The 20,130-nt window shown below is 65.8% G+C and carries 19 protein-coding genes; 11 read left to right on the top strand and 8 right to left on the bottom strand.

What is annotated here, in order from left to right; genetic code table 11:
- Positions 1–3: 3 nt before the first annotated feature.
- Together LZA78_RS14635 and LZA78_RS14630 are read right to left on the bottom strand one after the other, a co-directional pair.
- Positions 4–219, bottom strand: a complete 216-nt coding sequence (locus tag LZA78_RS14635) for a hypothetical protein (protein ID WP_233677664.1) — start codon at positions 217–219, stop codon at positions 4–6.
- Positions 216–1,841, bottom strand: a complete 1,626-nt coding sequence (locus LZA78_RS14630; RefSeq protein WP_233677663.1) for an OpgD/OpgG family glucan biosynthesis protein — start codon at positions 1,839–1,841, stop codon at positions 216–218. The genes LZA78_RS14635 and LZA78_RS14630 overlap by 4 nt, the downstream gene beginning before the upstream one ends.
- A 461-nt stretch (positions 1,842–2,302) precedes the next feature.
- On the opposite strand from LZA78_RS14630, the gene LZA78_RS14625 reads away from it, so the two are divergent.
- Genes LZA78_RS14625 through LZA78_RS14590 form a run of 8 tightly spaced genes read left to right on the top strand, consistent with a single transcriptional unit; the run spans position 2,303 to position 11,185 of the window.
- Entirely contained in the window at positions 2,303–5,230 is a 2,928-nt protein-coding gene (locus LZA78_RS14625; RefSeq protein WP_233677662.1) for a monovalent cation/H+ antiporter subunit A, read from the top strand.
- Positions 5,230–5,577 carry a Na+/H+ antiporter subunit C gene (locus tag LZA78_RS14620; protein ID WP_233677661.1) on the top strand — a complete coding sequence of 116 codons (348 nt, stop codon included), beginning with the start codon at positions 5,230–5,232 and terminating at the stop codon, positions 5,575–5,577. The genes LZA78_RS14625 and LZA78_RS14620 overlap by 1 nt, the downstream gene beginning before the upstream one ends.
- A complete protein-coding gene (locus LZA78_RS14615; RefSeq protein ID WP_233677708.1) occupies positions 5,577–7,190 on the top strand; it encodes a monovalent cation/H+ antiporter subunit D in 1,614 nt (537 codons plus the stop codon). Before LZA78_RS14620 ends, LZA78_RS14615 begins: the two co-directional genes overlap by 1 nt.
- 11 nt (positions 7,191–7,201) lie before the next feature.
- A complete protein-coding gene (locus LZA78_RS14610; protein WP_233677660.1) occupies positions 7,202–7,693 on the top strand; it encodes a Na+/H+ antiporter subunit E in 492 nt (163 codons plus the stop codon).
- The gene (locus tag LZA78_RS14605) at positions 7,690–7,959 is read left to right on the top strand and encodes a K+/H+ antiporter subunit F (RefSeq protein WP_233677659.1); all 270 of its coding nucleotides are present in this window, start codon (positions 7,690–7,692) and stop codon (positions 7,957–7,959) included. Before LZA78_RS14610 ends, LZA78_RS14605 begins: the two co-directional genes overlap by 4 nt.
- Before the next feature lie 7 nt (positions 7,960–7,966).
- Positions 7,967–8,380 (top strand): Na+/H+ antiporter subunit G, encoded by a 414-nt coding sequence (locus LZA78_RS14600; protein ID WP_233677658.1) that lies wholly within the window; start codon positions 7,967–7,969, stop codon positions 8,378–8,380.
- 52 nt (positions 8,381–8,432) lie between these two features.
- The gene (locus tag LZA78_RS14595; protein ID WP_233677657.1) at positions 8,433–9,803 is read left to right on the top strand and encodes an aspartate aminotransferase family protein; all 1,371 of its coding nucleotides are present in this window, start codon (positions 8,433–8,435) and stop codon (positions 9,801–9,803) included.
- 2 nt (positions 9,804–9,805) lie between these two features.
- Positions 9,806–11,185: a glutamine synthetase family protein gene (locus LZA78_RS14590; RefSeq protein WP_233677656.1), complete on the top strand. Its 1,380-nt coding sequence runs from the start codon at positions 9,806–9,808 to the stop codon at positions 11,183–11,185.
- 160 nt (positions 11,186–11,345) lie between these two features.
- Here the strand turns inward: LZA78_RS14590 and dapA are convergent, their stop codons facing one another.
- Entirely contained in the window at positions 11,346–12,218 is an 873-nt protein-coding gene (gene dapA, locus LZA78_RS14585; RefSeq protein ID WP_233677655.1) for a 4-hydroxy-tetrahydrodipicolinate synthase, read from the bottom strand.
- A gap of 136 nt (positions 12,219–12,354) precedes the next feature.
- Here dapA and LZA78_RS14580 point away from each other — a divergent pair, with 136 nt between their 5' ends.
- Positions 12,355–14,292: a lytic transglycosylase domain-containing protein gene (locus LZA78_RS14580; RefSeq protein WP_233677654.1), complete on the top strand. Its 1,938-nt coding sequence runs from the start codon at positions 12,355–12,357 to the stop codon at positions 14,290–14,292.
- Here the strand turns inward: LZA78_RS14580 and LZA78_RS14575 are convergent.
- Both LZA78_RS14575 and mnmC2 read right to left on the bottom strand, forming a co-directional pair.
- Positions 14,289–15,167: a DMT family transporter gene (locus tag LZA78_RS14575; RefSeq protein WP_233677653.1), complete on the bottom strand. Its 879-nt coding sequence runs from the start codon at positions 15,165–15,167 to the stop codon at positions 14,289–14,291. The two genes, LZA78_RS14580 and LZA78_RS14575, sit on opposite strands and share 4 nt — an antisense overlap.
- On the bottom strand, positions 15,164–15,832 hold the full coding sequence (gene mnmC2, locus LZA78_RS14570; RefSeq protein ID WP_233677652.1) for a tRNA (5-methylaminomethyl-2-thiouridine)(34)-methyltransferase MnmC2: 669 nt from the start codon (positions 15,830–15,832) through the stop codon (positions 15,164–15,166). Before mnmC2 ends, LZA78_RS14575 begins: the two co-directional genes overlap by 4 nt.
- Positions 15,833–15,887: 55 nt before the next feature.
- On the opposite strand from mnmC2, the gene LZA78_RS14565 reads away from it, so the two are divergent.
- The gene (locus LZA78_RS14565; protein WP_233677651.1) at positions 15,888–16,934 is read left to right on the top strand and encodes an NAD(P)/FAD-dependent oxidoreductase; all 1,047 of its coding nucleotides are present in this window, start codon (positions 15,888–15,890) and stop codon (positions 16,932–16,934) included.
- A 65-nt stretch (positions 16,935–16,999) separates the two neighbouring features.
- On the top strand, positions 17,000–17,461 hold the full coding sequence (locus tag LZA78_RS14560; protein WP_233677650.1) for a DUF805 domain-containing protein: 462 nt from the start codon (positions 17,000–17,002) through the stop codon (positions 17,459–17,461).
- A 3-nt stretch (positions 17,462–17,464) separates the two neighbouring features.
- On the opposite strand, the gene LZA78_RS14555 is transcribed toward LZA78_RS14560, so the two are convergent.
- The 3 genes from LZA78_RS14555 to LZA78_RS14545 form a co-directional block, all read right to left on the bottom strand.
- Entirely contained in the window at positions 17,465–18,838 is a 1,374-nt protein-coding gene (locus LZA78_RS14555; RefSeq protein ID WP_233677649.1) for a glutamate--cysteine ligase, read from the bottom strand.
- 62 nt (positions 18,839–18,900) lie between these two features.
- On the bottom strand, positions 18,901–19,404 hold the full coding sequence (locus tag LZA78_RS14550; RefSeq protein WP_233677648.1) for a hypothetical protein: 504 nt from the start codon (positions 19,402–19,404) through the stop codon (positions 18,901–18,903).
- The gene (locus tag LZA78_RS14545) at positions 19,401–20,126 is read right to left on the bottom strand and encodes a 16S rRNA (uracil(1498)-N(3))-methyltransferase (protein WP_233677647.1); all 726 of its coding nucleotides are present in this window, start codon (positions 20,124–20,126) and stop codon (positions 19,401–19,403) included. The genes LZA78_RS14550 and LZA78_RS14545 overlap by 4 nt, the downstream gene beginning before the upstream one ends.
- Between the last annotated feature and the right edge of the window lie 4 nt (positions 20,127–20,130).

Here is a 20,130-nt window from a genome sequence, read left to right as displayed (position 1 = left end):
GTTTCAGAGGCCAGTCCCGGCAGAGGGGGCTGCGGGGTGGTGCGGCAGCAGGCTGCCGAAGAGGCGACGCATCAGGCCGATCTGGGCCTCGATCACCTGCGGCGGCATGGCCATCGGCGCCTGCGGCAGCGCGCAGGGGCCGGCAACCAGATCCGCCGGGGTCAGAGAGGCCAGATAGTCGATCGGGGTAGCCGCCGAGGGGAGGGTATGTGCGGTCATGCCTTGATCCATTGATAAAGCCAGGTTTCGGTCAGTTTGCGGCCGTAGCCCGCGATATGCGCGGAAAGTTCCACGGTTGCGCCTTTGGGGGCGGCCACGTCGAGCACGAGCCGCCAGATGTCGGTGCCCCAGATATGCGAGAGCGTCTGGGTCTGAATCTCGCCATTGGTGACGGTGGTCACGATCTTGAGGTCGTCGCCCGCGTCGCCCGGCAGGTTGCCAAGCATCCCGCCCTTGAAGTCGATGACGAACTTGCGCGTGCCCTCGGTGTTCTCGACGCCCGAGACGCCGCCGATCCCGGCGCGGGTTTCCAGCACATGGGCGCGGTCGTCGCGCTCGTCATAGGCCAGATCGCCCCACCGCAGGCGGTAGGAGAATTCGCGGCTCTCGCCGGCCTTTACGGCACCCTCGGGCACCCAGAAGGCGACGATATTGTCGTTGACCTCGAGATCCGAGGGGATCTCAACCAGGCGGATCGCGCCACGGCCCCAGTCGCCGATCGGCTCGACCACGCAGGACGGGCGCTTTTCGTAGAAGGCGGCGGCATCCTGATAGTGGTCGAATTCGCGGTCGCGCTGATAGAGGCCGAAGCTTTTCGGCGCGGCCTCGGCGAAATAGCTCGAGGCGAGGCGCGCGGGGTTGGACAGCGGGCGCCAGAACATGTCGCCATCCGCGCGCACAATGCCCAGACCGTCGCTGTCATGCACGTTCGGGCGGAAGTCGTCGAATTCGTGGCGGTTGCGCTCGGCGAACAGGAACATCGAGGTCAACGGCGCGACACCGAGTTGCTCGATATCCGAACGGAAGAAGAGCCGCGCGGTCACGTCCATCACCGTCTCGGCGCCGGGCGTGATGACAAAGCGATAAGCACCGGTCAGCGAGGCGCTTTCCATCGCGGCGTGAACCACGATCTGCTCGGCGCCACCCATCGGGCGCTCGATGTAGAAACGGGTGAAGCGCGGGAATTCCTCGGCCACGGCGAGGCCGGTGTTCACCGCCAGACCGCGGGCCGACAGACCATAGGCCGAGCCACGGCCGAGCGCGCGGAAATAGGAGGCGCCCTGGAAGGCCACCAGCTCGTCGAAGATATCGGGGCGGTTGAGCGGGTGATGCAGGCGGAAGCCCGCGACGCCGGGCAGCTGCGCATGTTCGGGAACATGGTCGCGCGCCTCACGCTCGTAGATGAAATCATCGGTGTCGAAGCCCATTATGCGGGCCTGACCGTCGTTGATCTCGTAGAGCAGCACCGGCTCTTTGAAGAGCCAGCCCATGTGGAAGGCATGCAGCTGGAACTGCGATCCCTCGACCTCGGAGAAACGGGCGCGTTCGGGGTTGAAGCGGATCAGGCGGTAGTCGTCATAGGTCAGGCCCGACAGGAAGCTTTCAGGGATCTGTACGGTAACCGGAGGCTGCGTCGCGAGCCCGCGCATTTCCTCGGACAGGGCGTCGAAGCTGAACACTTGCTGCGGCGCAGCAACGACAGGCGCCGGGGCCGGCGTTTCCTGGGCGAAGGCCATGCGCGGAAGCGCGGTGGTGCAGGCAAGTGCGCCGCCCGCGCTGAGTGCCGCAATCAGGCGGCGACGGGTCAGGAGCGATGCGGAAAGGGGCCGGGCTGCAGACATTTATTTTCCAAGGTATCTCAGATAGTTCTAAAGGCCACCCATGGGCAGCCTTGTCGCCAATTTCTTACGCATAGTGCTGAAAAACTTGCAAGAGAGCATTGCGTTACAGAAGGGTCAACTGCATGTGACTTGCAGGTTTTCGCGGGTTGTTGCCGCTCTGCAGCGAAAGCTCGGCGATTTATTGCTTGGCGGATCGTTTTCCGGGCATTTTCTGTCGCCACTTGGGGCAGCCCTCATTGGGTGCGCGCGGCGCGTTCAGGCGCGTCAGGGCACTGAGTCGCGCCGGGGGCGATCCATGTTAGCGGATGTCATGCGCCGATTTCATGGCGGTTATGCTTGACAGCGGGGGGTGGCTTTCGCACTTAGGGATAACAATAGCGCCACAGGCTTGGCGCGCGCGGCCTGTCGATCCGGACAGGAGTGTGCGCCTCCAAAGGCCCGCCGGAGAACGGACCAGAAAGATGTCGCCTGCCCTTATCGCCGCCCTTCCCTTCCTCGGAGCCCTGCTGCCCGGTATCCTGATCCGAACGGGTCGCTCGAATACCGCTTTCGCGGCCGGGCTGACCTCGGGGCTGGCGTTGCTTGGGCTGCTGGTGCACCTGCCCGAAGTGATGCGCGGCGAGGTCGTGCAGGCGCAGTTTGAGTGGATGCCCACGCTGGGCCTGAACGCCAATTTCATGATCGACGGGCTGGGGATGCTGTTTGCGACGCTGATCCTCGGCATCGGTATCCTGATCATCATCTATGCGCGTTACTACCTGACCAAGGCCGATCCGGCGGGGCAGTTCTACACCTATCTGCTCTTGTTCCAGGGCGCGATGGTGGGCATCGTCCTTTCAGATAACATCCTGCTTTTGCTGGTATTCTGGGAGCTGACCTCGCTGTCGTCCTTCCTGCTCATCGGCTTCTGGAAGCACTTGCCCGAGGGGCGCCAGGGCGCGCGGATGGCGCTCACGGTGACCGGCCTTGGCGGGCTGTCGATGATCGCGGGGATGCTGATCCTAGGCCATATCGCGGGCAGCTATGACATCTCGGTCATCCTGACGCAGAAGGCCGCGATCCAGGCCAGCCCGCTTTATCTGCCGGCGCTGATCCTGATCCTGGGCGGGGCTTTCACCAAGTCCGCCCAGTTCCCGTTCCACTTCTGGCTGCCACATGCGATGGCGGCGCCCACGCCGGTCTCGGCCTATCTGCACTCGGCCACCATGGTGAAGGCGGGTCTGTTCCTGCTGGCGCGGCTCTGGCCGGTGCTGTCGGGCACGCCCGAGTGGTTCTACATCGTGGCGACGACCGGCCTCATTACCATGCTGATCGGCGCCAAGATCGCGATTTTCAAGGATGACCTGAAGGCGCTTCTCGCGTTCTCGACCGTCTCACATCTGGGTCTGATTACCTTCCTTCTCGGCCTTGGGACCAAGACGGCGGCGGTCGCGGCGGTGTTCCACATCATCAACCACGCGACCTTCAAGGCCGCGCTGTTCATGAGCGCCGGGATCGTCGATCACGAGACCCATACGCGCGATCTCAAGCGCCTCGGCGGGTTGCGCCATCTGATGCCGGTGACGGCGACCATTGCCACCATCGCCGCGCTGTCGATGGCGGGGATTCCGCTCTTCAACGGGTTCCTGTCCAAGGAACTGATGCTCGAGGAGGCCGCGCATACCGTCTGGGCGGGCGCGGCGTGGTTCGTGCCGCTCATCGCGGTGATCGCGGCGCTGTTCTCGGCGGCCTATTCGTTCCGCTTCATCGTGCATGGCTTCTTTGGCCCGGTGCGCGACGACTATCCGCACAAGCCGCATGATCCGAATTTCGGCATGTGGCTGAGCCCGGCCTTCCTTGTCGTTCTGGTGGTGCTGATCGGCCTGATGCCGATGACCTTCGCCGGGCCGGTCGTGCAGATGGCGGCCGATGCCGTTGTCGGCGGCGGGTTGCATATGCATCCGATCAAGCATTGGCACGGGGTGACCCCGGCGCTGATCATGTCGGGTATCGCGGTGGCGGGCGGTATCGTGCTGCTTCTGGGCTTTGCCCCCCTCAAGCGCATGTGGGAGGCCGCCCCGCGCCCCGAGGCCAAGGCGATCTTCGACTGGATCGTGGCGCGCTGCGCCTGTGTTGCCACCTGGATCACCTCGGGGCTGCATAACGGCTCGATGGCGCGCTACCTGATGATGTTCACGCTGGCCTCGATCGCAGTGGGCGTCTGGGCCTGGAGCGGCGGCACGCAGGGCCCCGCCACGCGTGAGATGCTGCCGATCACCCCGGTTGCGCTGGTGGGCTGGGTGATGCTGGTCACCGCCACGGGCTGCGTCGTGGCCTTTCACCACAACCGCTTCCTCGCGCTGGTGCTGATCTCGATTGTCGGCCTGATCGTGTCGATCTGCTTCATCTACCTCTCGGCCCCGGACCTTGCGCTGACGCAGATCTCGGTCGAGATCGTGACGGCGGTGCTGATGTTGTTGGCGCTGAATTTCCTGCCCAAGACGACCAAGATCGAGTCGAGCCGCCTCAAGCTGAGCTTCGATGCGGTGCTGGCGATTGCGGGCGGTCTGGGGATCGGCGCGCTGATCTATGCGCTGATGCTGCGTGATTTCGCCTTTGAGACGATGTCCGTCTACCACCTCGCCAATTCCTACAATCTTGGCGGCGGCGACAACGTGGTGAACGTGATCCTCGTGGATTTCCGTGGCTACGATACCTACGGCGAGGTCACGGTGCTCGGTATTGCCGCGCTCGTGATCTTTGCGCTGACCGAGGCGCTGCTCAACGGCACCGCCTCGAAGAAGCTGATCGCCTGGCGCCCGGATATGGAGCGCGGCGGTGACAAGCACCCGCTGATGCTGCTGGTGGCAACGCGCGTGCTGTTGCCCATCGCGCTGCTGGTCGGCGTGTTCATCTTCCTGCGCGGGCACAACCTGCCGGGCGGGGGCTTCATCGCCGGTCTTGTGGTCGCGATCGCGCTGGTGATGCAATACATGGCCTCGGGCTTTGCCTGGACCCAGGCGCGGCAGAAGGTTTACTACCACGTGCTGATCGCCTGCGGCGTGCTGGCCGCCGGAATCACCGGCGCCGGGGCATGGTTCAACGGGATGCCGTTCCTGACCTCGGACTTTGGTTATTTCAAACTGCCCGGGCTTGAGAAGTTCGAGCTGGCCACGGCGGCAGGCTTCGATCTGGGCGTGTTCCTGGGCGTTGTCGGCTCGGTTCTGCTGGCACTGGGCGGGCTGAGCCGCCTGGCACGGCGCGCGGCTGTGCTGGATGAGGAAAAGGGCGCCCATATCGTGGCCGAGAAACCCGAGGCGCGCGAGGTCGCGGCGGTTTCCTCGGTGGCCTATCCGGAGGGCACACCGCTGCCGCGCCGCTGGCTGAAAGCGCGTGGGGAGGGACAATAATGGAAGCTCTGGTTGCAAGCGCCGTCGGCATCATGACCGCCGCCGGTATCTACCTGATCCTGCGGCTGCGCACCTTCCCGGTCGTGCTGGGCATGGCGATGCTGTCCTACGCGGTGAACATATTCCTGTTCGCCACCGGGCGGCTTGCGGTCAACCTGCCGCCGATCCTGGGCCATGCGGGCGCCGAAACCGCCGGCTACACCGACCCGATCCCGCAGGCGCTGGTGCTGACGGCGATCGTGATCTCGTTCGGGATGACGGCGGTGGTGGTGATGCTGTCGCTGGGCGCCTTCATCGAGGCGGGCAATGACCGGATCGATCTGGGACCAGAGGAGAACAAGAAGTGATGGGTCACTGGATCGTCGCGCCGGTCGTTCTGCCGGCTTTTCTGGCACCGCTTATCGTGCTGTGGATGCGCTTCGATTTGCGCTCGCAGCGGGTGTTTTCTGTCGCGGGGATGACCGCGCTGGTCGCGCTGGCGATCACGCTGGCGGTCTCGGCCAGCACCAACGCCCCCGAGGTTTACCGCCTTGGCAACTGGGAGGCGCCCTTCGGTATCGTTCTGGTGCTTGATCGCCTCTCGGCGCTGATGCTGCTGCTGACATCCGTTCTGGGGCTTGCGGTCGTGCTTTATGCGATCGGCTCTGGCTGGGACAAGCGGGGCTGGCATTTCCACTCGCTCATGCAGTTCCAGATGATGGGGATCAACGGCGCCTTCCTGACGGGGGACGCGTTCAACCTGTTCGTGTTCTTCGAGGTGCTGCTGATTGCCTCCTACGGCCTGATGATCCATGCGGGCGGCGAGGCGCGACTGAAGGCGGGCGTGCAATACGTGGTCTATAACCTCGCGGGCTCGACGCTGTTCCTGTTCGCGCTTGGCACGATCTATTCGGTGACCGGCACGCTCAGCATGGCCGATCTGGCGCAGAAGGTGGCGGTGATGCCAGCAAGCGAGACAGGCCTTCTGCGCGTCGGCGCGGGGCTTTTGATGCTGGTCTTCGCGGTCAAGGCGGCGCTGGTGCCGTTCCAATTCTGGCTGCCCGCGACCTATACCAACGCACCCGGCCCCGTGGCGGCGCTGTTTGCGATCATGACCAAGGTTGGCGTCTATGCCATCGTGCGGATCTATACGCTGGTCTTCCCGGCGGGCGGCACCATCGGCTGGCTCGCGCAAGAGGTGCTGCTGCCCGCCGCCGCGATCAGCCTGATCATCGGCATGATCGGCGTTCTTGGCGCGCGCGACATGGGGCGGACAGTGGCCTATTCGGTGATCGGCTCGGTCGGCACGATGATGCTGGCCTTCGCGCAGTTTACCGAGGCTGCGACCGGCGCGGGTCTTTACTACATGGTGCATTCGACGCTGGCCGCGGCCGCGCTGTTCCTGATCGTCGATCTGGTGCGCGAGCGGCGCGGCGCGGCGGGTCTAGCGATCACGCCGGTGCCGCCCATTCGGAATGCCGGGCTGATCGCGGGGATGTTCTTTGCGGGCGCCATCGCCATGGCCGGGATGCCGCCGCTCTCGGGCTTCATCGGCAAGCTGATGATCCTGGATGCGACGCGCGGGCAGTGGTGGCTCTGGGGCGTGGTGCTGGTGACGTCGCTGATCGCGATCCTGGGCTTTGGCCGCGCGGGCTCGACCGTGTTCTGGAAGGCCCATGCGGCCGAGGGCGACCAGCCCGAACCGACCAGGGACGCCACCGCGCCCGGTTTGGCCTTTACCGCCGCTGGCGGGCTGATTGCCGGGCTTGTCGCACTGACGGTTTTCGCCGGGCCTGCAAGTGCCTGGCTGCGCACCACGGCGCAGCAGCTTTACACGCCCTCGGCCTATATCGACGCGGTGATGGCGGGCGCCTATGAGCGGGCCTGGGCCGCGACCTCGGGGCATGGGGACAGCCACGCCGAAGTACCTGCCGAGGGTCACGGCGCCGACGCACCGGCTGAGCCGGTCAGCGGACATTGAGGGAGGACGCGATGCTGAAGAGATTCCTGCCGCACCCGCATCTGACACTGCTCCTGACCGTGGTCTGGCTGCTGCTGGCCAATGCCTACACGATCAACTCGCTGGTCTTCGGCTTGCTGATGGGTCTTGTGATCCCCTGGATCACCGCGCCCTACTGGCCCGACCGCCCGGTGATCCGCAACGTACCGGGCATCATCGAATACATCGCCATCGTCATCTGGGACATCATCAAGTCGAATATCGCTGTGGCGAAGATCGTGCTTTTCGTGCCCAACGACAAGCTACGACCGGCCTGGGTGACCGTGCCGCTCGATTTGCATGAACCCGAGGCGATCACGGTTCTGGCGGGCACCATCACCATGACGCCGGGCACGCTGACGGCTGAGCTGGCTGCCGACGGCCACAGCCTGCTGGTGCACTGCCTGCACGCCCCCGACCCCGACGGCGTGCGCGACGAGATCAAGGAGCGCTACGAGCGCCGGCTGAAGGAGATTTTCGAATGATCACCTACGCGCTCTATTTCGCCATTGGCTGCTTCGCGTTGGCGCTTCTGTTCAACCTCTATCGCGTGGTGCGCGCGCCCGGCGTGACCGACCGGGTGCTGGCGCTCGACACGATGGCGGTAGATGCGATCGCGCTTCTGGTGCTGTTCGGCATCTGGGAGGGGACGGCGATCTTTTTCGAGGCATCGATCCTGTACGCGATGACCGGGTTCGTGGCGACCGTGGCATATGGCAAGTTCCTGCTGCGCGGCGATATCATCGAGTGAGGGCGCTATGGATCTGTTCTGGGAAATCCTGATTTCGGCGCTGCTGGTGATCGGCGGATTCTTCGGCCTTGTCGGAAGTTTCGGGTTGGTCAAGCTGCCCGATCCAATGACGCGGCTGCACGCCCCCACCAAGGCCGCGACTCTTGGCGTGGGCGCCGTGCTGATCGCCTCGATGATCTATTTCGCGGCTTTCCATGATGATCTGACGCTGCACGAGCTGATGATCACGCTGTTCATCTTCCTGACCGCCCCGATCAGCGCGCATTTCCTCGCCAAGGCGAACATGCTGCGCAATGTCGATCGCTCGACCCTGACCAAACCCGAGGGTGACGGCGACTGGGCGGTGTTCACGCCGCTGTCGGACACCTCGGCCGAAGAGCTGGACGAGGTTGCCGAAGCGGAAGATGACGAGGCCCGTTGACGGCGCATTTGCCGCATGATTGGCTCTGCCGGATAATCCCGGGGGAGGTATCATGGGACAGGATATGATCGGCGGCGTTTCCGCGGCGCGGATCGCGGAGTTTGCGGCATTCGAGGGCGAGCGGTATCGCGCGGCCCGTCCGCGCACCCGCGCGGCACTGGATGCGGGCGCCAAGGGCTATCTGGGCGGCGTGCCGATGCACTGGATGCGAGACTGGCCGCAACCCTTTCCGATGCTGGTGGCGCGGGCCAAGGGCTCGGTGATCGAGGATATCGACGGCCACCGCATCGACGATTTCTGCTTGGGCGACACCGGCTCGATGTTCGGCCATTCGCCGCCGCCCGTCGCCCGCGCGATCCGTGCGCAATCAGGGCAGGGTCTGACCTATATGCTGCCGACCGAGGCTGCGCTGGCCGCCGGGCAACTGCTCTCGGATCGTTTCGGCCCGATGCGCTGGCAGATCGCCACCACCGCCACCGACGCAAACCGCTTCGCGCTGCGCGTGGCGCGTGCGGTGACGGGAAAGACCAAGGTTCTGGTGTTCAACGGCTGCTATCACGGCACCGTGGACGATGCGATGGTGCGCCTGCATGATGGCGTGACCGAGGCCCGTCCGGGCCTTGTCGGCCAGGTCGCCGATCTGACGCAGCTCGCCGTCGCGGCAGAGTTCAACGATCTCGCCTCGGTCGAGGCGGAGCTGGCTAAGGGCGACGTCGCCGCGATCCTGACCGAGCCGGTGATGACCAACTCCTGCATGGTGCTGCCCGCGCCGGGCTTCCACGCCGGGCTGCGCGAGCTGGCCAACCGCTACGACGCGCTCCTGATCATCGACGAGACGCATACGATCAGCTCAGGCCTTGGCGGTTACACCCGCGTGCATGGGCTGAACCCCGACATCTTCGTCGTCGGCAAATGCGTGGCGGGCGGGATGCCCACTGCGGTCTGGGGCGTCAGCGATACCGTCGCCGCGCGTTTTGCCGAGTATGATACGAGCCGCCCATCGGGCCATTCCGGCATGGGCACGACGCTGTCGGCCAACCCGATGCAGTTTGCCTGCCTCGTGGCGAACCTTTCCGAGGTGATGACGCCCGAGAATTACGCCCGAATGGAGGCGGGCGCCGCGCGACTTTGCGCGGGGCTCACAAAGCAGGTCGAACGCTTCGGCGCTCCTTGGCATGTGGTGCGCGTCGGCGCGCGGGTAGAGTTCATCTGCGCGCCCGGCCCGCTGCAAAACGGCGCCGAGGCCGAGGGCGCGCATCAACCCGCGCTTGAGGCTGCGATCCACCGCGGGCTTCTGAACCGCGGTTGCCTGATCGCGCCTTTCCACAACATGATGCTGATCAGCCCCGTCACCACGAAAGCGCAGATCGACCGCCTGGTCGCCGCCTTCGCCGATGTTCTGGGCCATTTGTTCGAGACCTGAAAATGACCAACTCTCCGACCGGCTCCACCGTTCAGGAAGCCGAAGACTTTCTTGCCCTCCACCCCGAGATCGAGGCCTTCGACATCGTGCTGCACGATGCCAATGGCATCGGGCGCGGTAAAATCATCCGCCGCCATGAACTCCTGGGCCTCTACAAATCGGGTCGCCACCTGCCGATCTCGATCCTCGGTCTCGATATCGTGGGCGAGGACGTGCACGAGACCGGCCTGATCTGGGACCAAGGCGATGGCGACCTGCGCGCCTGGCCGATCCCGGGGACGCTGAAGCCGCTCTACGGCACGAACCCCGCGCGCGGTGAGGTGCTGATGAGCATGTATCACCTCGACGGCGCCGAGATGACCTCGGACCCGCGCCACGCCCTCAAACGCCAGATCGACGCGATGGCGGCCGAGGGGCTGAAGCCAGCGGGTGCGTTCGAGCTGGAGTTCTTTCTGCTCGACCCCGACCGCTCGCAGGGCGTGCGTCCGGCGGCGGCGGTGCTCGATGGCCGCCGTTCCGAATGGACCGAGGTCTATTCGGTCGATCACCTGCACGGGATGGAGCCGCTCTTCTCCGACATCTACCGCGCCGCCGAGGCCATGGGGATCAAGGCCGAGACGGTGATCTCGGAATATGCGCCGGGGCAGTATGAGCTGACGCTGCATTACCGCACCGATGTGATGGAGGCCGCCGACGATCTGGTGCGCCTCAAGCGGATCGTGCGAATGCAGGCGCGCCGCCGTGGCGTGGTGGCCTGTTTCATGGCCAAGCCGATCGAGAAATACGCGGGCTCTGGGATGCATTTCCACGTCTCGCTGCAAGACGATCAGGGCCGCAATGTCTTTGCCGAGGCGGTCGAGGGCGAATGGACCGACACGATCCGCCACGCGATCGGCGGCCTGCGCCAGACTATGGGCGAGTCGATGCTGGTCTTCGCCCCGCATGGCAATAGCTGGCGGCGGTTTGCCAACCAGTCCTACGCGCCGGTCTCTCCGAGTTGGGGGGTGAACAACCGCTCGGTCGCGCTGCGTATCCCGGCGGGCGCCGTGGCCGCGCGCCGGGTCGAGCATCGCCCCTCGGGCGTCGATGCGAACCCCTACCTCGTCGCGGCGACCGTCTTGGCCGGTATCCGGCACGGGCTGAAACACCGCATCGACCCGGGTCCCGAGACGACGGGTAACGGCTATGAGGGATCGGACGACCTGCCAATCCCCGGCGACTGGCGCGAGGCGATCCGCGCGGCCCAGAACTCGGCCTTCCTGAAGGATGCGCTCGGCGAGGACATGCACCGCACCTTCACCGCGATCAAAGCGGCCGAATATGCGCGGGTTGCCCGCTGGATTTCGGACGTGGATTACGAGCTTTACCTGCACACGGTCTGAACGGGCCGAGGCCGGGGGCGCTGCCCCCGGACCCCCGAGGTATTTCCGCCAAGAAGAAGTGGGCTGTCTTTCTTCTTGGTTCAAATACCTTGGGGGGTGAATTTGCGAAAGCAAAGAGGGGGGCAACGCCCCCCTCTCTTCGTTCCGATATTGCGCTGTATCAGATCAGGCCCGCGTGCTGCATGGCCGCGTCGATCTTGGTTTTGGTCGCGTCCGAAAGCTCGGTGAGGGGTAGACGCACTTCGGCCGAGCACAGCCCGAGTTTCGATAGCGCATACTTCGCCCCCGCCACACCCGGCTCAAGGAAGATCGCGATATGGAGCGGCATCAGCTTGTCCTGATACTCCATCGCCTTGGTGTAGTCGCCGGACAGCGTCGCTTCCTGCATTTCGGCGCAGAGCTTGGGCGCGACGTTCGCGGTGACCGAGATGCAGCCTACGCCGCCCATCGCGTTGAAGCCGACGGCGGTCGCATCCTCGCCCGAGAGCTGGACGAAATCCGCCCCGCAGGTCAGGCGCTGCTTGGCCACACGCGCCAGATCGCCGGTGGCGTCCTTGACGCCGACGATGCGCGGCAGTTTTGCCAGCTCGCCCATGGTTTCGGGCGACATGTCCACGACCGAGCGGCCTGGGATGTTGTAGATCACGATCGGCAGGGTGCTGGCATCGTGCATCGCGGTGAAATGCGCGATCATGCCGCCCTGCGTCGGCTTGTTGTAATAGGGCGTAACGACCAGCGCCGCGTCGGCGCCAGCGGCCTCGGCATGGCGGATCAGCTCCACCCCTTCGGCGGTCGCGTTCGAGCCAGCGCCGGCGATGACCGGGATACGACCGGCAGCGGCCTTCACGACCTCTTCGATCACGCGATTATGCTCGTCATGGCTCAGCGTCGGGCTCTCGCCCGTGGTGCCCACCGGCACGAGGCCGTGGCTGCCCTGCTCGATATGCCATTCGACAAGTTTCTTGAGCGTGTCCAGATCCAGCTCGCCGTTCTTGAACGGCGTGATGAGTGCGGGGAAGGACCCTTTGAACATGACACGCTCCTTGAGAGATGGGCGGATTCGCCCGTTGAAATCGCGCGGAACATAGGCGAGCGCCGCGCCCTTGCCAACTTGTGAATTGCATCGACCCCCTCGAACGGGCAGGAAGGGGAAAACACCCGAGCAGGCCATGATCCGACAGCTTACCCTAGCGGCCCTGCTGGCCGCCTCCCTTGCTATTGCCGCGCCCGCGCGCGCGGACGATCCGCAGGCCCTTGCGGTGGCCATGCGGGCGGTCGGTGCAAGCGACTGGGACAAGGCGCAGGCCAGTGCGCGGAGCGCGGGGCCGCTCGCCTTTGACATCGTCGAGTGGCATCGGCTGCGCGCGGGTGAGGGGGCTTTTGCGGATTACGCCGATTTCAGTCGCCGCCGTGCCGATTGGCCGGGGATGGAGCTGTTGCGCCGCAAGGGCGAGGCGACGTTGGCCGGGGTGCCCGCGGATCGGGTGATCGCCTATTTCTCGCACAGCGCCCCGCAGACGGGTGACGGCGCGATCGCTTTGGTCGATGCGTTGCAGACCACCGGGCAGGCGGCGCAGGCCGGGACGGTGGCCGCCGTCGCCTGGCGCAGGCTTGAAATGAGCGCCGATGAGCAGTCCGCATTCGTCGCGCGTCACGGCGATCTGTTGGCCGAGCATCACGGCGGGCGGATGCAGGCGATGCTGGACGCGGGTGAACTTGACCAAGCGCGGCGGATGCTTGACTTGGTGACATCGGGCACGCGGGCCGTGGCTGCGGCGCGGATCGCCTTGCAGGCGCGGGAAAAGGGCGTGGACACGCTGGTGGCAGCGGTGCCCGAGCGGATGCTCGGCTCGCCGGGTTTGGCGCTTGACCGCGCGATGTGGCGCTGGCGCAATGATCTTGAGGGCGCGGCGGCGGATCTGGTGCTGGAACGCTCGGTCGATGCCGAAAGTCTGGGTGATCCGAAGCATTGGACGGCGCTGCGCGGCAATCTTGCGCGCTGGTTCCTACGGGCCGGCGATGCGCGCACGGCTTACAAGGTTGCGGCCCGCCATCGGCTGGGGGCACAGGGCAGTGACTATGCTGAATTGGAGTGGCTCGCGGGCTATGCCGCGCTGAAGCTAGGCGATGCGCCGGTCGCGTTGCAACATTTCGAGGCCTTCAGCGCCGCCGTGCAAAGTCCGATCAGTGCCTCGCGCGGGGCCTATTGGCGTGGCCGTGCGCTGGAACGTCTGGGTAAGCCCGCCGAGGCGCAGGCCGCCTATGCCGAGGGCGCGCGCTGGCAGACCGCGTTTTACGGCCTTCTGTCGGCCGAGCGCGCGGGGGTGCCGCTTGATCCGGCCTTTGCCGCGCCGCCCGCGCTGCCCGACTGGCGGCAGGGCAGCTACACCGGGCATTCGGTCTTCCAGGCTGGTGTTCTTTTGCATGAGGCAGGGCAGGAGGCACTGGCCGAGCGGTTCCTGCTGCATCTTGAGGAAAGCTTGCCCTCGGACCAAATCGCGCCACTGGCCGGTCTCGCGCTTGAGTGGAAGAACGCACATCTGGCGCTGAGCCTTGCCAAGCGCGCCGCGAATGAAGGGGTGGTGCTGGTCTCGGCCTATTACCCGATCCCCGAACTGACGACGCATGATCTGGGCGTGCCCGAGGAACTGGCGCTGTCCATCGCCCGGCGCGAGAGCGAGTTCGACCCGGCTGTGGTCAGCCATGCGGGCGCGCGCGGCTTGATGCAGCTCATGCCGGGCACAGCCAAGATGATGGCCGCGCAGATCGGCCAGCCCTATGACCTCGGCCGCCTGACCTCGGACCCGACCTATAACGCGCGACTCGGGGGGGCGTATCTGGCCAAGCTGCGCAGTGAGTTCGGCGCCTCGCCGGTGCTGGTGGCGGCGGGCTACAACGCAGGCCCCGGCCGTCCGCGCCGCTGGATCGAGGAACGCGGCGACCCGCGCCTGCCCACCGCCGATGTGGTGGACTGGATCGAGATGATCCCCTTCACCGAGACCCGCAATTACGTCATGCGCGTGGCCGAAAGCCTGCCGGTCTATCGCGCGCGCCTTGGCAAACCGGCGGTGAAGTTCTCGGACGAATTGCGCGGGCTTGCGCCCTAAGCCTTGCCGATGCTGCGCAGCCTTGCGCGCCAAAGGGTGAACAGACCCGCCGACACGACGATGGCGCCGCCGATCACCACGTTGGCCTCCAGCGTCTCGTCGAAGACTGCAAGGCCAAGTGCAGAGGCCCAGACCAGTTGCAGATAGGCGAAAGGCTGGATCGCCGAGGCTTCGGCAATCTCATAGGCCTTGATCAAAAGGTAATGCCCGACCGAGGCCGTGCAGCACAGAACGGCCATCCAGCCCCAGTCGCCCGGCGTCATCGGCATCCAATAGGGCAGGCCCACGGCGGTCACCACGGCCGCCCCGACGACTCCGGTATAGAAGAACGAAACCGAGGTCGGGTCTTTCCGGCCCACATAGCGCGTCAGCAGAGAGTAGAGCGCGAACAAGAGTGCCGCGGCGAGCGGGATCAGGGCGTAGGGCGAGAATACGCCGAAGCCCGGCTCGAGGATGATCAGAACGCCGACGAAGCCGATCCCGATGGCCACAAGACGCCGCCAGCCCACGCGCTCGCCCAGTACAGGCCCCGAAAGCGCCGCGACCAGCAGCGGATAGCAGGCAAAGACCGCATGGCTCTCGACCAGGCCGAGGTAGACGAAGCTTTGCACCATTACGATCACCTCGACGATCAGCACGACTGAGCGGAAGACCTGCAGCCAAGGATGGGCCGAACGCGTGGCGCGGCGCAGTCCGCCCGGAGCGCGCGCGGCCACGACCAGCACGAAACCGGCGAAGAACCAGAAGCGCACCATCAGCGCCATATAGACGTTGTAGGTCTCGGCGAGGTGGCGCGAGATGCCGTCCTGCATCGCGAAGATGAAGGTGACGATCGCCATGAGCAGGATGCCCCGGCTGGTGTTCTGCTCGGTCATTGCCTGACGCCCCGGCTCATGTGGCGCTTGCCGGCGTGACCCGGCGCGCGTTCGACCGCGAAGCCCGCGGCGGCAAGGCTGCGGCGCACGAAGCCCGCGGCGGTATAGGTAGCGAAGGTGCCGCCCGGCGCGGTGTGATGCGCGACCTCGGCCATCAAATCTTCGCCCCACAGCTCGGGGTTTTTGGCGGGGGAAAAGCCGTCAAGGAACCAGGCATCGGCACGGCCCTGCCACGCGGGCAGGGACTGACGCGCGTCGCCCAGGATCACCTCGACCTCGATCGCGCCGATGGTAAAGCGGGTGCGGCCTTGCTCCCATGCCTCAAGGAAGGGCGCGGCGACGGCCAGCGCCTCGGGGAAGGCGGTCAGGGCGCGGGCGATCTCGGGGGCGGACATCGGGAAGGCCTCGAACGAGGTGAAGCTGATCGGCACATCGCCCGCCGCGATTACCGTGGCCAAAAGGTTCAGCCCGGTTCCAAAGCCAAGTTCCGCGATCTGAAAGCCCGGTCGCAGCCGCTCGGGCAGGCCGTTGCCCGCCAGAAAGACGTGGCGCGTCTCGGCCAGGCCATTGGCGAGGCTGAAATACGGATCGTCGAAGCGCGTCGAAACGGGGGTCGATCCGTCGCGCCAGTCGAGCGCGGCTTGGCTCTGGTCAGGGAGGGTCATCGGGGGTAGTGCCTTGGACGGAAGGTCCGCGCGACACTGGCGAAAGGGGCAGGCAATGGCAAGAGGCGAATGGGTGACGGTGCGCGGCGGCGGCGCCTTCGGTCTGGCCTGCGGATACGAACTTGCGCGTCGAGGCATCAAGGTGCGCCTGATTGAGACGGTGCGGCTTGGGGCGGGGTCGTCTGGCGGAACGGTTGGCGCGCTCGCGCCGCATGTGCCCGAGAACTGGAACCCCAAGAAGCAGTTCCAGCTGGAAAGCCTGCTGATGGCTGAAGCCTTCTGGGCAGGTGTGCGCGCGGCGGGCGGCAAGGATGCGGGCTATGCACGGCTTGGACGGATCCAGCCGCTGGCCGATGACGTCGCCGTGGCACGGGCCGAAGAACGCGCGGCGGGTGCGTTCGCGCATTGGGGCGAGGCCGCCGTCTGGCGCGTCGCGCCGCTGTCCGAGTTTGGCGCCCTCGCGCCGCTCTCGCCCACGGGCCTTGTGATCCATGACACGCTAAGCGCGCGGGCGGCCCCCCGCGCGGCGGGCGCGGCGCTCGCCGCCGCGATCACCGCGTTGGGCGGTGAGATCGTGATCGGCGAAGGTGACGAGATCGGCCCGGTGATCCACGCCACCGGCTGGCAGGGGTTGCTGGAATTGAACGCGGCCTTCGGCAAGACCGTGGGCGGCGGGATCAAGGGCCAGTCGGCGCTGTTGCGCTTTGACGCGGGCGCGGTCCCGCAGGTCTATGCCGAGAGCGTGCATATCGTGCCCCATGCCGATGGCACGGTCGCCATCGGCTCGACCTCCGAGCGCGAGTTTGACGCCCCCGACACGACCGATGCGCAGCTTGACGATCTGGTCGCCAAGGCACGGCGCCTCTGCCCGGTGCTGGAGGGCGCCGAGGTGGTGGATCGTTGGGCAGGCGTGCGGCCCCGGGCGCGGTCCCGCGCGCCGATGCTGGGCGCCTGGCCGGGCCGCGCCGGGCATTTCATCGCCAATGGCGGGTTCAAGATCGGCTTCGGCATGGCGCCCAAGGTCGCGCAGGTCATGTCCGATCTGGTGCTGGAGGGGCGCGACGCCATCCCCGAGGGGTTTCGCGTCGAGGATAACCTTTAGGCGCGAGGGCCATTGGAAAATCACCGCAACGGTGGTGAAATGGCCCCAGACGATTGGAGGCCAAGATGGATTTCAAAAGCGCCGTTCGCACTTGCCTGTCGAAATACGCGACATTCTCGGGGCGCGCCGCGCGCTCGGAATACTGGTATTTCGTGCTCTTCATCATCCTGTGTCAGATCGCGCTCGGGATACTCGACAACATCATCTTCGGCACTGGCCACATGGCGCGCGGCCCCGGCATGTGGGCCTACGAGGACCGGGGTGGGCCGCTCGGCGGGATATTCTCGCTGGCGATGTTCCTGCCGATGCTGGCCGCAGCGGTGCGGCGTCTGCATGACATCGACAAGTCGGGCTGGTGGCTTCTGGTGGCCTTCATCCCGCTGATCGGCTGGCTTGTACTGCTCTATTTCTACGTCCAGCCCTCGCAGCCCGGTGCGAACCGCTTTGGTGGCGGCTCCGGTGGTGCGGGCGGCGCGGGAGGCAATCCCTGGGGCGAAAGCTCGGTCCCCAGGGTGCCGCGCGGCTAGCGATCAGTAGCTGTATTCGGCGTAGATCCGGCTCAGATCGCCGTTCCATTCGCCGTGGTATTTCTCGAGCAGCTCATCGGCCGGAACCCGTCCGGTCTCGACCGATTCCTCAAGCGCGTTGAGGAAATGCGTCTCGTCCGGGATCAGCCCGCCCGCGCCGGGCTTGGCGCGCGCCTTGAGGCCCGATTTCGCAATCGCTACCGTCTCGCGCGCGAGGTCATGCAGCTTGATGCCGTTGACCTCACCTTGCAGCGCGTCCTTGGCCGCAGCACGGCGCAGGGCCTCACGGGTCTCGTGGTCCCAGCCCTTCACCAGATCCCAGGCGGCATCGAGCGCGGACTGGTCATACATCAGCCCGACCCAGAGTGCGGGCAGCGCGCAGAGCCGACGCCACGGGCCGCCATCGGCGCCGCGCATCTCGATGTATTTCTTCGAACGCGCTTCGGGGAACACGGTGGTCAGGTGATCGGCCCAGTCCGAGAGCGTGGGCTTTTCACCCGGCAGCGCAGGCAGCTCGCCTTTCAGGAAGTCGCGGAACGACTGTCCGAGCGCGTTGATATACTTGCCGTCGCGGTAGACGAAATACATCGGAACATCGAGGACGTAATCGACATAGGCGTCATAGCCTGCGCCCTCGTCAAACATGAAGGGCAGCATGCCCGTGCGCGCCGGATCGAGGTTTTGCCAGATATTGGCGCGCCACGATTTCATGCCGTTGGGCTTGCCATCGAGGAAGGGCGAATTGGCGAAGAGCGCCGTCGCCACCGGTTGCAGCGACAGCGCCACGCGCATCTTCTGCACCATGTCGGCCTCGGACCCGAAGTCGAGGTTCACCTGCACGGTGCAGGTGCGATACATCATCGTCTTGCCCATGGTGCCGACCTTGTCCATGTAGTCGGTCATCAGCCGGTAGCGGCCCTTGGGCATCATCGGCATCTCATCCGCGTGCCATTCCGGCGCGGCGCCAAGCCCGATGAAGCGCGCGCCGATACGGTCGGCGATGGTCTGCACCTCGCGCAGGTGCTCGTTCACCTCGTCGCAGGTCTGGTGGATCGTTTCGAGCGGCGCGCCCGACAGCTCCAGCTGCCCGCCGGGTTCGAGGCTGACGTTCGAGCCGTCGGGGAAGCTCAGCCCGATGATGTTGTCCTGCTCATAGACCGGAGTCCAGCCGAACTCGTCGCGCAGCCCTTCGAGCATCGCCTTGATCGAGCGCGGGCCGTCATAGGGCAGCGGCTTGAGCACATCCTTGCAGTAGCCGAATTTCTCATGCTCGGTCCCGATCCGCCAAGCGTCGCGCGGTTTCTCGCCAGAGGCGAGGAACTCGGCCAGTTGCTCGAACCGCTCGATAGGGCCGCCGCCTTGCTGAGGAATGGACATGGGCTTGCCTTTCTTACGGAACCGGGAAGGAACAGGTGGCGCTATCGGCGCCCCGTGTCAAGTTAGCGCGTCGCGGGGCGGGTCCACAGACTTTGTGCGGCAATGCGACGATCAAGTGCGACCGTCAGCGCCCCCATGTCGATGCCGGGCAGGGTGGCGAAGGCGTCATACAGCTTTTCCCCGCCCGCCGCCGCCGTGGGGATCATGATCGCCTGCCCATCCGAGGACTTGAGCCGCCAGTATTGCGAGCCCGAGAGGTTCAGAAGCCGGATCTCGGTCAGATCTTCGAGCGCGACATAGCCGCCAAGCCCCTGACCCGCGCCGTAATAGCCGATGCGTCCCTCGTCGAGATCGACAAGGCCGGGCTCCGACACCGGCCGGGCGAAACGCGCGCGACGAAAGGCAAGCGCCGTCCAGCCAAGGCAGACCGCCGCCATCGCCAGCCCGAAAGGCACAAGGATGTAGCCGCCAAGCGAGGCGATCCAGAGGCCAAGCGCGGTCGAGGCCAAGGCCGCGGCGGTCTCGGCATGGCGCTCCAGTGCCTCGCGCAGCTCGGGGCGGATCATCGCCAATCCCCAAGGGCCGCCTGCCAAAGGGTGATCGCCGCACAGGCGGCAGTGTCGGCACGCAGGATGCGCGGGCCAAGGCTGACCGGCGTGACGAAGGGCAGGGCGCGGAGTTTCGCCCGCTCAGGTTCGGAAAAGCCGCCCTCGGGGCCGATTAGGATGGCCCAGGGGCCGGGCGTCAGGCCCGCCAGAGTTTCGGCGGCGCCCGCAAGGCTTTCGTCGGCCCACAGGATGCGTCGCGCGGGGTCCCAGCCGTCGAGCAGCTTGCGCAGGGGCGCCATGTCATCAACCGTTGGGACGAAGGTGCCCAGGCATTGCTCGGCGGCCTCCATAGCATGGGCCTGAAGGCGGTCTTGCTTGACGCGGCCGGCGTTGGTGAACTCGGTCTGCACCGGCAGGATGCGCGCGCAGCCAAGCTCGGCTGCTTTCTCGACGATGAAGTCGGTGCGCTCTTTCTTGATCGGCGCGAAGATGAGCCACAGGTCGGGCGGGTTCAGTTGTGGCGCGGCCTGACCAAGGCAGACCAGCGTGCCGCGCTTCTTGGCGGCCTCGGCAACCTCGGCCGTCCATTCGCCGTCGCGCCCGTTGAACAGCGCCACGCGCGCGCCGAGGCCCTGCCGCATCACCCCGAAAAGGTAATGCGCCTGCGCCTCATTCAGCGGCACGGCTTGCCCCTCACCCAAAGGGTGATCTACACACAATCTGATCTTGGCACGTTCCATGGGG

It is taken from the genome of Rhodobacter flavimaris, from assembly GCF_021378075.1.
Classification (GTDB): domain Bacteria; phylum Pseudomonadota; class Alphaproteobacteria; order Rhodobacterales; family Rhodobacteraceae; genus Rhodobacter; species Rhodobacter flavimaris.
Note: the sequence above shows the minus strand (reverse complement) of the source record. Positions and strands in the feature narration are given on the sequence as shown.